Source organism: Paracoccus sp. (in: a-proteobacteria) (assembly GCF_030538495.1).
Classification (GTDB): Bacteria; Pseudomonadota; Alphaproteobacteria; order Rhodobacterales; family Rhodobacteraceae; genus Paracoccus.
Window position 1 is genome coordinate 1 of the sequence record NZ_JAUNTW010000005.1, and the last position, 15,027, is coordinate 15,027.

Genomic DNA, 15,027 nt, shown 5'->3' on the forward strand with positions numbered 1-15,027 from the left:
TCCATATCTGGGCCTTCCACACCACCGGCAACAACAACCCCACCGGGATCGAGGTGCGCCGCGAATCGAAAGAGGTTGCGGAAAAAGACACCCTGCCCTTCTGGCCGTATTTTGTGATCAAGGATCTGTTCGCCTTGGCGCTGATTCTGGTCGTGTTCTTTGCGGTCGTGGGCTTTATGCCGAACTATCTGGGCCACCCCGACAACTATATCGAGGCGAACGCCTTGGTCACGCCTGCGCATATCGTGCCGGAATGGTATTTCCTGCCCTTCTACGCGATCCTGCGCGCCTTTGACGGCGATGTCTGGCTGGTGCAGCTGGTGCAATTTGTGACCTTTGGCATTGTGGATGCGAAATTCTTTGGCGTTCTGGCGATGTTCGGGGCGATTCTGGTGATGGCACTGGTGCCGTGGCTGGACACCTCGCGCGTGCGTTCGGGCCGTTACCGTCCGCAATTCAAATGGTGGTTCTGGTTCCTGGCCGTGGACTTTATGATCCTGATGTGGGTGGGCGCCATGCCGGCCGAAGGGATCTATCCCTATATCGCATTGGTGGCCTCGGCCTATTGGTTCGCGTATTTCCTGATCATCATGCCGCTGTTGGGCGTGATTGAAAAACCGCTGCCGATGCCCGAAACCATCGAAGACGACTTTAACGCGCATTATGGCGCCAAAGCCCACCCGGCCGAGTAAGGAGAGGCATCAATGACCCTGAGAACCAAGACGCTCACGGCTGTTGCGGCCCTGACCATCTCGGCGGGCTTTGCACTGGCGCAGGCCCCTGCGACGACGCAAACCGTGCCGGTCACCGCACCGGACGCGACGCCCGCCACGGGTGGCGTGACCCGCACCGTGCCGATCCAGCCCGTTGACGCCCCCGCGGCGGTGACGGTGGAAACCCCGGCCCCGGCAGCACCCGCCGCCGAGGCACCGGCAACCGACGCCGCGACCACCGAAGCCCTGGTCCCCGCGGCCGAGGTTCCGGCCGCTGTGTCGCCTGCGGAAACCCCGGCAGAGGCTCCGGCAGAGGCAACCCCGGCTGAGGCGGCTCCCGTTGCGGAAACGCCGGACGCGGTCGCCGTGACGGAAGGTGGCGAAGCCGCCGTTCCCGCCGAAGTAACGACCGAAGTTGCCGCGGAAACCGTGCCTGCCGCAGACGCGGCAGCGCCCGCCGATGCGGCGGCCCCGGCAGATTCGGGCGGCGGCCACGGGGCTGGCCATGTCGAAGATGTGTCCTTCAGCTTTGAAGGGCCGTTCGGCACCTTCGACCAGTTCCAACTGCAACGCGGCCTGCAAGTCTATACCGAGGTGTGCGCCGGCTGCCACGGCCTGCGTTATGTCCCGATCCGCACCCTGTCCGACAAAGGCGGCCCCGGCCTGCCCGAGGATCAGGTCCGCGCCTATGCCGCCGACCTGCTGCCCATCGTCGATAAACATGACGGCGAAGAACGCCCCCGCGTTCCGACCGATCCGTTCCCGACGGTGTCGGGTGACGGCATGGGGCCGGACCTGTCGCTGATGGCCAAGGCACGCGCTGGCTTCCACGGCCCCGCAGGCACCGGCATCAACCAGCTGCTGCGCGGCATCGGTGGCCCGGAATACATCCACGCCATCCTGACCGGCTATGACGGCGAAGAACAGGAACAGGCCGGCACGCTGCTGTATCACAACACCGCATTCCCCGGTGGCTGGATCAGCATGGCGCCCCCCCTGTCGCCCGATCGCGTGACCTATGAAGACGGCACACCAGCGACCGTTGACCAGATGGCCATGGATGTGTCGGCGTTCCTGATGTGGACGGCAGAACCGAAAATGATGGACCGCAAACATGTGGGTCTGGTGTCGGTGCTGTTCCTGATCCTGCTGACGGTGCTTCTGTATCTGACCAACAAACGCCTGTGGGCGCCGCACAAAGGTAAACACTAAGCTCTTGTGCTGAAACACAAAACGCGCCTTTCGGGGCGCGTTTTTTTATGCCTGGGCGATAGCGACAGATCGCAGGGATACAGGGCCCCCCGCCGTATCGCCCAGCACAAACCCAAATCACATGGCATTCGCGAGGGTGGAGCGTGCCGGTCGGACGCACCCCCGCCAAGCCCCGCGGCAACACCCAACACGACACATCAAACACCCTGCCTCACCACCGGGCAGCAGGTCGCAACGATCCCGAAGTCACCAGACGGTCCCGGCTCCACCAACACCTGCCGCAAGGGCAAACCCGCGCAAAAATCGAACCCAAGCCTTCGCCCCGCACAGCCTAGCCAAAGAAGAAAACAAAACGATAGCGCGCCTTGCGCGAACTCAACGCTTTTTGTTGCTGCCTCGGCTGGTGTTTCTAATGGGCGCTCAGCCAAGGCGTTGCACAGCAAGACATACCACCCGCCCAAAGATGTAAAACCTCATTTTCGGCCCTCGCTGTCATAGCCGAACATAACCCACCCGATAATCAAGCCACGTTATCAGCACTGCACGGACGCAAATCATATGACCGAAGCGTGGTTGGTTGTCGTCCAAAAGAGGCGAACGGCAGCAAGCAGACCCAACATTTTCGAACGGGCCATGCCACATTGAAGACCCTGCCTTTAACGTTCAGGCCGCGCGGCTGCCATGGCACTTTATGTCGCCGCACATATGCGAATTCCGTTATGGTCCTTTTGGCGTTTCGCACAGGCCGCAGCTAAGCGCATCGGGCGCGCCCATCATTGTCGCACCCCCTTCCACCCGCAATCTACGCTAAGACGAATTTCGATTTATGCCCTTTTCCCGACATGACATAACCAAACACAGTCTGCGCGACCAGCATACGACCTTGCCGAACCCGGCTGCCACAGGGCGCAATCTGCGCCGCATCTAAACTGACCCGAGGGGCCGTAGCGTCGCCGAACATGCCCGGCGACCACGCCCACCGACGACAAACAACGGTCGCCAAGGTGGTTTTCGCGTTAGGATAACGTGAGTGCGGCGTAGCCAAGTCGAACGACCGAGACGATCAGGCGCTTCGTCGGCCTGCACGAACCCAATCATGTTCCGGTCGCTTGGGCAGTTCGTGCGGCAATGCAACACGATCGTCATTCAGACGTCAGGCCGATACAATGCGCGATCCGCGCGATGATCTTGCTCTTTTTGCGCCCGGCATCATCACCGGATCACGCGAAACAGCCCGGCACATCCAACCGAAAACACGGCGCGCACAGGACCACGCGCCGTCACCTGCGTTACGCCTGCAAAGACCGGACGCCGACCTCGCCCTCTTCCCGTGATTTGATCGCGGCGACGGCGGCGATGCTGCCGGCGGCGGTCGTGAAATACGGGATTTTGTCATACAGCGCGACCGCGCGAATTTCGCGGCTGTCGGCAATCGCCTGCGCGCCTTCGGTCGTGTTCAGAACCATGGCGATGTCGCCGTCTTTCATCCGGTCCACGACATTCGGGCGGCCTTCATACACCTTATTCACGCGCTGCGACACCACGCCCGAAGCATCCAGAAAATCCGCCGTCCCATGCGTCGCGACCAGTTCAAAGCCCATGCCGACCAGATCCCGCGCCGCATTCGCCATGGCGGGCGTTTTGTCGGCGTCCTTAATCGACAGGAACACCCGGCCCGAATGGGGCAGAACCGTGCCAGCCCCCACCTGCGCCTTAAGAAACGCGCGGGGGAAGTTGCGATCCCAGCCCATCACTTCACCGGTCGAGCGCATTTCCGGCCCCAGCAGCGTGTCAACACCGGGGAAGCGGGCGAAAGGCAGGACCGCCTCTTTCACGCTGAACCACGGGGTGATCGGATCGGCCAGCGTCATCGGATCGGCAAAGGGCAGGTCATCTTCGGGACCGACACCGGCAGGATAAGGCGCGCGAGCAGGGAAATTCGCCATTGGTTCGCCCGCCATCAGCCGCGCGGCAATCGAGGCAATCGCGCTGTCGGTCGCCTTGGCCACAAACGGCACGGTGCGCGACGCGCGGGGGTTCACCTCAAGCACATAAATCGCGCCATCTTTCAGCGCGAATTGCACATTCATCAACCCGCGCACCCGCAACGCGCGCGCCATGTCGGTGGTCTGGCGTTTCAGTTCCGCAATGGTATCGGCGTCCAGCGTATGCGGCGGCAAGGAACAGGCGCTGTCGCCGGAATGGACGCCCGCCTCTTCGATATGTTCCATGATTCCCGCGACATGCACGGTTTCGCCGTCGCACAGCGCGTCCACATCCACCTCGATCGCGCCGGCCAGATAGCTGTCCAGCAGCACCGGGTTTTTGCCGCTGACGCTGACCGCTTCGGTGATGTAGCGGCGCAGATGGTCCATATCGCGGACAATTTCCATCGCCCGCCCGCCCAAAACATAGGACGGACGAATGACCAGCGGGAACCCAATTCGTTCAGCGATTTCAATGGCCTGTTCGTCGCTATGCGCAATGCCATTGATCGGCTGTTTCAGGTTCAGGTCGTTCAGCAATTGCTGGAACCGTTCGCGGTCTTCGGCCAGGTCAATCGCGTCGGGCGTGGTTCCCAGGATCGGGATGCCTTCCGCCTCAAGCGCATTGGCCAGTTTCAGCGGCGTTTGGCCGCCGAATTGCACAATCACGCCGTGCAAAGTGCCGTTTTCCTGTTCGACCCGCAGAATTTCCAGCACATGTTCCAGCGTCAGAGGTTCGAAATACAGCCGGTCGCTGGTGTCGTAATCTGTGCTGACGGTTTCGGGGTTGCAGTTCACCATGATGGTTTCGTAACCCACATCCGTCAGCGCAAAACAGGCGTGGCAACAGCAGTAATCGAATTCGATCCCCTGCCCGATCCGGTTCGGACCGCCGCCCAGAATCACCACCTTTTTCGCGTCGCTGGGCCGCGATTCACATTCCACATCGCCCATCGCCACGGCTTCATAGGTGGAATACATATAGGGTGTCTGGGCCTCAAATTCCGCCGCGCAGGTGTCGATGCGTTTGAAAACAGGGCGAATTTTCGCGTCGCGGCGGGCGTGGCGGATGTCGGTTTCCGATTTGCCCGACAAATGCGCCAGCCGCGCATCGGTAAAGCCCATCATTTTCAGCGCCCGCAGCCCATCGGCATCGGGCAGGCCATTATCGCGAACGCCCTGTTCCGCATCGACGATTTCGCGCAGACGCGACAGGAACCACGGGTCGAAATGCGTGATCCGCTGAATTTCATCATCCGACAGGCCAAAGCGCATCGCCTCGGCAATCACGCGCAGGCGGTCGGGGGTTTGTTTCGACAGCGCCGCGATGACGGCCGGTTTACCATGTTCGGCCGCGCCCTCGATCGCGATTTCGTCCAAGCCCGTCAGGCCGTTTTCCATGCTGGTCAGCGCCTTTTGCAGGCTTTCATGGAAGCTGCGGCCGATTGCCATCACTTCACCCACGGATTTCATCGCGGTGGTCAGTTCAGGCTTGCTGCCGGGGAATTTTTCGAACGCAAAGCGCGGAATTTTCGTCACAACATAGTCGATCGAGGGTTCGAAACTGGCCGGCGTCACCTTGGTAATGTCGTTGTCCAGTTCGTCCAGCGTGTAACCAACCGCCAGCTTCGCCGCGATTTTCGCAATCGGGAACCCCGTCGCCTTGGACGCGAGCGCCGATGACCGGCTGACGCGCGGATTCATTTCGATCACCACCATGCGGCCATCGGCGGGGTTGATCGCCCATTGCACGTTCGAGCCGCCGGTTTCGACGCCGATTTCACGCAAAACCGCGATGCTGCCGTTGCGCATGATCTGATATTCGCGGTCGGTCAGAGTCAGCGCGGGCGCAACCGTGATCGAATCGCCAGTATGCACGCCCATCGGATCGACGTTTTCGATGGAACACACGATAATGGCGTTGTCGTTGCGGTCGCGCACGACCTCCATTTCGTATTCTTTCCAGCCCAGCAGCGATTCGTCGATCAGCACCTGCGCCACCGGGCTGGCATCCAGGCCCGACCGCACAATGCGTTCGTAATCATCGCGGTTATAGGCGACGCCGCCCCCCGTCCCGCCCAGCGTAAAGGCCGGGCGAATAATCGCGGGCAGGCCGATGTCTTCAAGCGCGTCCATGGCCTGTGCTACACCAGCCGACACGTCGTATTTGCCGCTGGCGGCTTTTGGCGCGCTGATGATCGTGGCGCGGGGGTTTTCCAGACCGATGCGGTCCATCGCTTCGCGGAACAGTTTGCGGTCTTCGGCCATTTCAATCGCCGCCCGCTGCGCGCCGATCAATTCGACCCCGTAACGATTCAGCACACCATTGTCGGCCAGTGCCAGCGCGGTGTTCAGGCCGGTTTGCCCGCCCATCGTCGGCAACAGCGCGTCGGGCCGTTCCTTGGCGATGATTTTTTCAACCATTTCCGGCGTGATCGGTTCGATATAGGTCGCATCGGCCATTTCCGGGTCAGTCATGATCGTCGCCGGGTTCGAGTTCACCAAAATGACCCGATACCCTTCTTCCCGCAGGGCTTTGCACGCCTGCGCGCCGGAATAATCAAATTCGCAGGCTTGCCCGATCACGATTGGACCGGCGCCGATAATCAGAATGGACTTGATGTCAGTTCTTTTCGGCATGGTCGACCCCCGTGGCGGATGTGGAAAGCGCAAATCGTCCGGGTTTATAGCCAAGCCCCGGCGCGGCGCAAGGTCGATCTGCCCTTAGCCCCCCTGTAACAGCGTCAGCGCCGCCGAATATCGGTTGCTGGCCTGCGATTCCGCGATCTGTGACCGGGCCAGAAAATTCTTGACGATTTTTTCCACGGCTTCCGGCTTGGTAATTTCAGCAAAGGACGAACTGCCCAAAACCCGTTGTGATGCCTTCATAAATTCGGTCAGTTGCCGTTCGACGGGCAGTTTGCCGTAATGGGGGCCAAAGCCAAAGGCGCCCTCGAACACTTTGCGCAGGGGTTTGTTGCCCATCACCTCATACCACAGGGTGCGGTCGGATGAATCGCGGCCCGCCAGATGGTCCATTTCACGCCGCAGATTCAGGGCAAGGCGCATGTTTTCATCGCTTTCGCCCACGCGGCGTTCAAATTCGCGCTGAACAAAGGCCGCGCTGATCTGATCGACCAAATCAGCGGCCGGGCCTTCGGGGCTGTTGAACGCAAAGGCCTGCGCCAGCCGCAGATAGCGTTTATCCGCCATGCGATTGGCCAGCGATTTATCGTCGGACAGGTCCGATTCCAGCACTTTTTGGATCAGCGCGCGGTTTTGCAGGTCATCCTCTAGCCCGTGGGAAGACAGGGCGACGTTCAGCAGGCGGTAATCCTTGACCAGCGATTCCGGGTTTTGAATCTGCGTGATTTTTTCGCGGAAATAGGCGGTCGCCTGCTGGACCGAACGGCTTTGGGCGATCAGGTCCAGTTGTTTTGCCTCGGTCCGCTGGATGATGGTCCAGCCTGCCAGACCCGTTGCGCCGATCGTGATGGACATGGGACCAATCCTTATTGCGGGCGGGCGGCGAACAGGCGCGATTCGCGGGGCAGCAATTCGCGCAGCGACCGCAGCGCCTGATAGGGCGCGCCGTTCACGACATGGCCGGTTGCATCGGCCAGAAGGTTACGGCTGTCGCGGTCGTCAAACACCTGCGACAATTGTTCGATGGCAAAGATCAACTGCCCCTTGGCGCGGCCGGGGTCCACATCGCCCGACAGCATCAGCTGCGCGATGTAGCAGGCGCGCGAGACCGGGGTTTTGGCCTGATCGGGGTGAATGGCGTCTTTCAGGCGCAAAACATTCACATTCGGGGTTTTGATGGCGATTTTCGACCGGCGATCGCCGTTTTCAATCACGGCGCCGTTGATCAGAACCCGTTCATTCGGGGCCAGTTTCAGGACAAGACCGCTCATGCAGCCACCTCGCCGCGCAGACCCTTCATGACAGTCAGGTTGATGTCGATCAGCGGATCGACGGGGGCTTCGCCGCGCAGAACGGCGTGGCCGTGGCGGATCGCAAAACCGGCCAGCGACAAAAGGCCTGCCTTAACATCATCGGGCAGCGCGTTGCCGGGGGTGGCCAGATCGGTGGCCAGCAGCGTCCATAATTCGTTGTTTTTATGAACGGCCTGAATGGCATTGGGGCCATCGGCCTGACGCAGCAATCGCGTCACTTTGGAAAACACGTCATATTCGGTATCGCGGGGCGTCTGAACAATATTGGCCTTATAGCCCGCGTGATGCAGGGGAGTGATCGCGTTCAATGCGGTATTCCTGAATTGGTGTGGTCAGGGTCGGGGCGCCCGGATTGGGCGCCCCGCATTTTTATTAGCGGAACAGCGACAGGATCGCCTGCGGTGCCTGGTTGGCAATCGACAGCGACTGGATGCCCAGCTGTTGCTGCGTTTGCAGGGCCTGCAGACGGGCCGAGGCCTCTTCCATGTCGGCATCAACCAAAGAGCCGACACCGATTTGCAGCGAGTCGGCCAGCTGGCTGACAAAATTCGCCTGATCGCTGATGCGCTTGCCAGCCGAACCCAGATCCGCCGCTGCCTGCGCTGCGGTGTTGATCAGGGCCTTGATGCCGGTGTCGTCTTCATGCAGCGCGGTGCGCGCACTGGCGGCGTCAGTGATCGTGAACGGCGCGGTATCATCACCCAGGTGTTCGGCCAGGTTGACGTTTGCGACCGCAAACATATCCGCAGTGTCGTCTTCGGTTTTGGTCAGAGACACCAGAACCGAGAACGTGCCTTCGCCATCCAGCAGGTTCACCCCATTCATCGAAGTCGAGTCGATGATGTTTTTGATCTGCTTGAACTTTTCCGCCACATCGGTGCCGATTTTCGCGTGATCCGCCGATTCGTTGGTCGCGCCAATAACCAGCTTTTCAATCTCGATCAGCAGTTCGGTGACGCGCTCGGCGCCCTGACGTGCGGTGGCGACGGTCGCCTCGGCCACGTTCAGTTGGCTTTGCACGACTTTGTAGCCGCCTTGCTGGCCTTCCATGATCTTGGCGGTCGCCCAGATTGCGGCGTTGTCTTTTGCCGTCGCAACCGATTTGCCGGTCGAAATCTCGGACTGGGTTTTTGCCAGATTCGAGTTGATCGATTTCAGCGTTTGCAAAGCAACGATGGCGCTGTTGTTGGTCAGAATGCTGGACATATTGTCCTCCTATAAAAAAGTGCGCTTTTGCGCGGATTGACATAAGATCTTCTGACCTGCGGGTGACTGCCCGGTGCGTCTTCTGCACAAACCCGTTTTATCCTCGGGTGATTACTAAATAATAAATTCCGCCCCCTTTTCAAAGAAAACAATAGATTGCATTTTAATCAAAATCGACGCGGTGCCGCGGCAACCGTCTGGCTGACATAGCGCCGGCCCAGACGATCATAATGGCACAGCGATTGCGCGGCCTGAATAATGGCACGCACATCATCCATCGCCCGTTCCGCGCCACGCTGCGCCGCCTGCGCCAGATCGCGCAATTCGGCCAGCATTTTCTGGGCAAAATCGCGATCAGGACCAGACAAATCCTCATCCTGCGCCGCCAGTGAAAAACGTTCGATCAGCGCCAAAGCCGCCGCCGAATCGCCCGAAATCATCGCCGCGCGTGCGTCGTGCAGGTATTTTGTCATCCGGTTCATTCCTGCCCCCCCACAATGCGCGCGCCCAGTCCCAAATCCAGACGCTGCGACAGAATCGCCGCATATTCGCGCGTCAAAAAGGTGCCAAAATGATCTTCGGCCGCGCCGCCCGAAAACGCCCCCGACAGAGGTTTCGGACCCGCATATTTCAGCATTTCTTCCAGAAAGACCTGTTCCAGCTGCTGCGCGGGCGACCGATTCGGGGTGATTGTGGGGGTAAGTGATTCGACTTTCATAACCTGATCCCGTGTTGTGGTTTTTTTCGGTATAAACGCAAACGGGTAAATAATTGGTTAGGATATTGACGATATAACGGCGGGGAATCAGTCAGGATCGCAGTTATGGATATTTCCGCATTCGTTATCAAAGACACCGCCGCCGCGCCCGATCTGCGTTCGGTGGATGCCGTTAAGGATGGGGCCGCGACAGGTCTGTTCAACGTGTTTCTGACCTTGCCGTCATGGGATGACGCAGAAACGCCCGCCGCGCCTGTGGCTGGGCCGAAGGTCGGGGATGACCCGCTGTCGGACTGGCTGGGCGCGCAATCGGGGCTATGCGCGATGCTGCCGCAGGCGGTCGATCACGGTGTTCTGTCGAATGCGAATCAGCGCGGCGCGGACCCTGATTCGGCGCTGTTTGATGATCCGCGCGTTGCAGACGCCCCCCCTGATCGGACAGGCAGCATGGCGACCGACACCCCCCCGATGATTCGGGACCGCGCTGACTTGGATAACGCACTAGCGGCGTCGGATGGGCGAATCATCTGGCCGCGTCCGACGGGTGATCAAACCGGGGCGACTCCGACCGCCGCACCGCGGCCCTTGGTGCCGGAAACCGGCCCGCGTGATTCGGCCCAGGCGGCGGATATGGCCGTCATGCCGCCCCAGGATGATCAGCAAGCGCCCGCAGCGGAACACAGCCCTGCGCCAACTCTGCGCGTCGCCGGTGGGCCTGTCTGGGCCGCGCTGCCCGAACCCGGCACCATCCCGCCAGAGGGTCGCATGATGCCAACCAGCCCAGATCAACCGATGGCGCCCGTCACCGCGCTCAAGGCCGAACCCCAAACCACGCGCGGGGCCGCTGCCCCCATCTGGGACACGATGCCAGAAGCCGACACCCCCCTGCCAGAGGGTCGCATGATGCCAACCAACCCCGACCACCCGCCGGCGCCCGTCACCACGCCCGCGACCGAACATCAAACCCCACGCGCGGCGTCGTGGCCTATCTGGGTGGCGACGTCAGAACCCGTCGCCACGCCGCCAGAGGGTCGCGCGATGCCAGCCAGCCCCAGCCACCAACCCGCACCCGTCACCGCGCCCAAGGCCGAACCCCAAACCACGCGCGGAGCCGCTGCCCCCATCTGGGACGCGCTGCCAGAAGCCGACACCCCCCTGCCAGAGGGTCGCATGACGCCAACCAACCCCGAGCACCCGCCGGCGCCCGTCACCACGCCCAAAGCCGAACTCAGTCCCGCGCCAGCTCTGCGCATGGTTGCGGCACCCATCGGGGCGGCACCCGACATCGCACCGCCAGAGGCTCGTCCGATGCACACCAGCCTCGACCAGACCGCCTCCGTGACGGCGACTCGAATCATCGACACGCCCGCTCCCTTTGACCGGGGCGCGGCTTTGCCAGTGGCCGACACCGGGCTGGATACGCCCATAATGCCGGACCTGCGGTGGACCGCGACCGCACCCCTGCATCCGGTCGCCGCGCCGCAGACGACTGCACCCTCCACAACATCCGTCCCCCCCGCCATTCAGCAGGTTGCAACCGCGATTCTGTCCCAAGATGACAACACCATCGACATCACCCTCGCCCCGGCGGAACTGGGCCGGGTGCGCGTCCAGATAGTGCAGGACGCAGCCACGCCGCACGTCGTGGTCACCGCCGAACGGGCCGAGGCGCTGGACCTGATGCGCCGCCACGCCGACCTGTTGCAGAAAATGCTGAACGACAGCGGGCTGAATCTGGCCGATCTCAGCTTTCAGCAGGGGCGTTCGGGCGATTCGCCGCGGCGTTCTGCCCAAGCCAGCCGGCTGGACCAACCGACCGACCGAATCGACACGGCACCGGCATCCCGACCCGCAGCCTCTGACAAACGCATTGATATCCGACTGTAAGGAACCACCATCATGATCACCGCCGTCACCTCTGGCACCGCGCCCGCCGCCCCGACCTTCGATTCTGCCGCGACCAAAACCGGCGGCGATTTTGAAACCTTTCTGAAAATGCTGACCACGCAGCTGAAAAATCAGGATCCGCTGAACCCGATGGAAAGCACCGATTTCGCGGTGCAACTGGCGACGTTTTCCGGCGTCGAACAGCAGGCCCTGACCAATAAATTGCTGGGCCAGATGGTCGGGCAGTCGGGCGGCACCAACATCGCCAGCTGGATCGGCAAAGAGGCGCGGACCACCGCCCCCGTCTGGTTCGGCCAGCAGGCGCTGACACTGGACATCGCGCCCGATCTGCGCGCCGATGACGTGATTCTGATCACGAAAAACGCCATGGGCAACACCGTGTCGCGCGAACAAATCGGCCCCGGCGCGGGTCAGATTGACTGGTTCGGGCGCGACGCATCGGGGGCGAAACTGGCCGATGGACGATACAGCTTTGCCATCCAGAACATCCGCGCGGGTGAGGTGATTTCCGAAACCGCTGTCGGGGCCTATGCCCGCGTGACGGGGGCCGAATTTACCGACAAAGGCACGGTGCTGGTCTTTGACGGCGGCGCGACGGCCCCCGCTGACGAAATCACGGCGCTGCGTGGTTCTTGACGCCGCGCGCGCAACCGTGCAGGCCAAGGGGATCAGACAAGGGGAACCGCCATGACATTTGACCGCAGCATCAAGATCGCGCCGTCGATCCTGTCCGCCGATTTTGCCGATTTCGGGCGCGAGATTCAGGCGATCGAATCGCAGGGCGCAGATTGGGTGCATGTCGATGTGATGGATGGGCATTTTGTGCCGAACCTGACCTTTGGCCCGCCCGCGGTTGCGGCGTTCCGGCGGCATGTAAAGACGTTCATGGATGTGCATCTGATGATCGCGCCGGTGGACGCCTATATTGACGCCTATGCCGATGCCGGCGCCGATATGATCACCGCCCATGTCGAGGCTGGCCCCCACCCGCACCGCACCTTGCAGGCCATCCGGGCGACGGGGAAAAAGGCGGGCATCGCGCTGAACCCCGGCACCCCGGTTGAGGCGGTCGAATACCTGCTGGACCTGTGCGATATGGTGCTGGTCATGACGGTAAACCCCGGATTTGGCGGGCAAAAATTCATCCATTCACAGGTCGATAAAATCGCCCGCCTGCGTGGCATGATCGGGGATCGCCCGATTCACATTCAGGTCGATGGCGGCGTTGACCCCAAAACCGCGCCGCTGGTCGCCAAGGCCGGGGCCGATGTGCTGGTCGCGGGGTCTGCGGTGTTCAAGGGCGGATCGGTCGATCAGGCTCAGATCTATGGCGACAATATGCGCGCGATTCGCGCCGCGATTCAGGGGGCGTAACCATGGATTTGGGCATCAGAGGAAAACGCGCACTGGTCTGCGCCGCATCGCGCGGTCTGGGCCGTGGCTGCGCCGAGGCTTTGGCGCAGGCCGGTGTCGATCTGGTCATCAACAGCCGGACCCATGACGACATCACCCGCACCGCATCCGAAATTGCCGATGAATACGGGGTGCAGGTGACGCCCGTCGCCGCCGACATCACCGCCGAATCAGGCCGGGCCGAGGTTCTGGCCGCCACGGGCCACGCCGATATTCTGGTCACCAATGCGGGCGGGCCGCCGCCGGGGCAATGGACCGACTGGAACCGCGACGATTTCATCCGCGCTTTGGACGCGAATATGCTGTCGGCGGTCGCGCTGATGCAAGCTTTGGTGCCGGGGATGATGGAACGCGGCTGGGGGCGGGTGGTCAATATCACGTCGCAATCGGTGCGCTCACCCATCGCGGTTTTGGGGCTGTCAAACAGCGCGCGCGCCGGTCTGACCGGATTTGTCGCCGGGATGTCGCGGCAGGTGGCGGGGCGCGGGGTCTGCGTCAACAATCTGCTGCCGGGGATCCACGCCACCGACCGCGCCGACAGTCTGGACCAAGGCGTCGCCGATCAACAAGGCATCAGCGTTGATCAGGCCCGCGCCAACCGGCAGGCGACGATCCCGACCGGCACCTATGGCACGGCGGCGGATTTCGGCGCGACCTGCGCGTTTTTGTGCAGCCAGCAGGCGCGGTTTATCGTGGGGCAGAACATCCTGCTGGATGGCGGCGCGGTGAATGTGACGATCTGACGGTTGCGGTTCATGGCCCGCTTTGTTAGGCAAACCAAAACCCGACAGAAAGACTAAACCGTTGCCCACCCCCCCCCGATTGCAGGTCGAACACCTGATCCGCGCCTTTGACGACCGGCCCGTGGTGGATGACGTGTCGTTTCAGGTCGAACCGGGGCAGGTGGCCTGCCTGCTGGGGCCATCGGGCTGCGGCAAATCGACCACGCTGCGGATTGTCGCGGGCGTGGATATGCAGGACAGCGGCCGGATTCTGGTGGACGGCGAACTGATCTGCGACACCGTGTTTCGCGTGCCACCCGAACGGCGCGCCATCGGGCTGATGTTTCAGGACTTTGCCCTGTTCCCGCATCTGCCGGTCAGCGAAAATGTCGCCTTTGGCCTGCGCGGAGGGTATCGCGCCAATCGTGATAGGGTGGCCGAGCTGCTGGACCGGGTGCAGATGCTGCGCCATATCGACAGCTATCCGCATGAATTATCGGGGGGCGAACAACAGCGGGTGGCATTGGCACGGGCCTTGGCGCCGCGCCCGCGGGTGCTGCTGATGGATGAACCCTTCAGCGGGCTGGACGAACGCCTGCGCGACGGCATCCGCGACGACACGCTGGCCCTGCTGAAAGACGAAGGAACCGCTGTCCTTCTGGTCACCCATGAACCGCATGAAGCGATGCGCATGGCCGACCAGATCCTGCTGATGCGCAACGGCAAAATCGTGCAGCAGGGCGCGCCCTATAATCTGTATAACGCACCGGTGGACCGTCAGGCAGCGGCATTTTTCAGCGACATCAATGTGTTGACCGGACAGGTGCAGGGCGCGCTGACCGACACGCCATTCGGGCAATTCCTGACACCGGGCGTCCCGGACGGCACACAGGTGGACATTGTGATCCGCCCGCAGCATCTGAAAATCGACTTTGACCGCGGCGGCATTGGCCCGGCACCCACGCCGCAAAACGGCACGGCGGCCTTGGCGCGGGTGGTGCGGGCGCGCTATCTGGGCCGCGAATCGCTGGTCGAATTCGCAACCGCAGATGGCGGCATCACGCTGAACGCAACGGTGCCGGGCGTGTTTCTACCCCCCGCAGGCACGCCCATGTGGCTGATGCTGCGCCGCGACCGGGTGTTCGTGTTCCCCCGCACCTGACCATTCCCCGAACCGAACCTTTCATCTTG

Annotated in this window: 14 protein-coding genes; 7 read left to right on the forward strand and 7 right to left on the reverse strand. The window is 61.9% G+C overall.

Translation table 11 applies throughout. The features are described 5' to 3' along the window. Together Q4G20_RS05730 and Q4G20_RS05735 are read left to right on the forward strand one after the other, a co-directional pair. Positions 1 to 692 (forward strand): cytochrome bc complex cytochrome b subunit (locus Q4G20_RS05730; RefSeq protein ID WP_368660781.1); only part of this gene is annotated, 692 nt, incomplete at its 5' end. A gap of 450 nt (positions 693 to 1,142) precedes the next feature. After that, positions 1,143 to 1,925 (forward strand): cytochrome c1, encoded by a 783-nt coding sequence (locus tag Q4G20_RS05735; RefSeq protein ID WP_303342668.1) that lies wholly within the window; start codon positions 1,143 to 1,145, stop codon positions 1,923 to 1,925. A 1,289-nt stretch (positions 1,926 to 3,214) separates the two neighbouring features. Here Q4G20_RS05735 and carB read toward each other — a convergent pair. The 7 genes from carB to Q4G20_RS05770 all read right to left on the reverse strand — a co-directional run bounded on the left by carB (position 3,215) and on the right by Q4G20_RS05770 (position 9,793). Continuing rightward, positions 3,215 to 6,550 carry a carbamoyl-phosphate synthase large subunit gene (gene carB, locus Q4G20_RS05740; RefSeq protein WP_303342434.1) on the reverse strand — a complete coding sequence of 1,112 codons (3,336 nt, stop codon included), beginning with the start codon at positions 6,548 to 6,550 and terminating at the stop codon, positions 3,215 to 3,217. An 84-nt stretch (positions 6,551 to 6,634) separates the two neighbouring features. After that, positions 6,635 to 7,411: a DUF1217 domain-containing protein gene (locus tag Q4G20_RS05745; RefSeq protein WP_303342435.1), complete on the reverse strand. Its 777-nt coding sequence runs from the start codon at positions 7,409 to 7,411 to the stop codon at positions 6,635 to 6,637. 11 nt (positions 7,412 to 7,422) lie between these two features. Further along, the gene (flbT, locus tag Q4G20_RS05750) at positions 7,423 to 7,827 is read right to left on the reverse strand and encodes a flagellar biosynthesis repressor FlbT (RefSeq protein ID WP_303342436.1); all 405 of its coding nucleotides are present in this window, start codon (positions 7,825 to 7,827) and stop codon (positions 7,423 to 7,425) included. After that, complete coding sequence (flaF, locus tag Q4G20_RS05755) at positions 7,824 to 8,177, reverse strand: flagellar biosynthesis regulator FlaF (RefSeq protein WP_303342438.1); 354 nt, start codon at positions 8,175 to 8,177, stop codon at positions 7,824 to 7,826. The genes flbT and flaF overlap by 4 nt, the downstream gene beginning before the upstream one ends. 64 nt (positions 8,178 to 8,241) lie before the next feature. After that, positions 8,242 to 9,075, reverse strand: coding sequence for a flagellin (locus Q4G20_RS05760; protein ID WP_303342439.1), 834 nt, complete (start codon positions 9,073 to 9,075; stop codon positions 8,242 to 8,244). A 167-nt stretch (positions 9,076 to 9,242) separates the two neighbouring features. Then, positions 9,243 to 9,548 carry a hypothetical protein gene (locus Q4G20_RS05765; protein WP_303342440.1) on the reverse strand — a complete coding sequence of 102 codons (306 nt, stop codon included), beginning with the start codon at positions 9,546 to 9,548 and terminating at the stop codon, positions 9,243 to 9,245. Between the two features lie 5 nt (positions 9,549 to 9,553). Then, positions 9,554 to 9,793 carry a chemotaxis protein chel gene (locus Q4G20_RS05770; RefSeq protein WP_303342441.1) on the reverse strand — a complete coding sequence of 80 codons (240 nt, stop codon included), beginning with the start codon at positions 9,791 to 9,793 and terminating at the stop codon, positions 9,554 to 9,556. A 105-nt stretch (positions 9,794 to 9,898) separates the two neighbouring features. Between Q4G20_RS05770 and Q4G20_RS05775 the strand changes: the two genes are divergently transcribed. The 5 genes from Q4G20_RS05775 (at position 9,899) to Q4G20_RS05795 (ending at position 14,998) form a co-directional block, all read left to right on the forward strand. Further along, entirely contained in the window at positions 9,899 to 11,680 is a 1,782-nt protein-coding gene (locus tag Q4G20_RS05775) for a flagellar hook-length control protein FliK (RefSeq protein WP_303342442.1), read from the forward strand. A 12-nt stretch (positions 11,681 to 11,692) separates the two neighbouring features. After that, positions 11,693 to 12,337 (forward strand): flagellar hook capping FlgD N-terminal domain-containing protein, encoded by a 645-nt coding sequence (locus tag Q4G20_RS05780; RefSeq protein ID WP_303342444.1) that lies wholly within the window; start codon positions 11,693 to 11,695, stop codon positions 12,335 to 12,337. 51 nt (positions 12,338 to 12,388) lie between these two features. After that, the gene (gene rpe / locus Q4G20_RS05785) at positions 12,389 to 13,075 is read left to right on the forward strand and encodes a ribulose-phosphate 3-epimerase (RefSeq protein ID WP_303342445.1); all 687 of its coding nucleotides are present in this window, start codon (positions 12,389 to 12,391) and stop codon (positions 13,073 to 13,075) included. Between the two features lie 2 nt (positions 13,076 to 13,077). Beyond that, complete coding sequence (locus Q4G20_RS05790; RefSeq protein WP_303342446.1) at positions 13,078 to 13,857, forward strand: SDR family oxidoreductase; 780 nt, start codon at positions 13,078 to 13,080, stop codon at positions 13,855 to 13,857. Between the two features lie 61 nt (positions 13,858 to 13,918). Then, a complete protein-coding gene (locus Q4G20_RS05795) occupies positions 13,919 to 14,998 on the forward strand; it encodes an ABC transporter ATP-binding protein (RefSeq protein ID WP_303342447.1) in 1,080 nt (359 codons plus the stop codon). Positions 14,999 to 15,027: the final 29 nt, after the last annotated feature.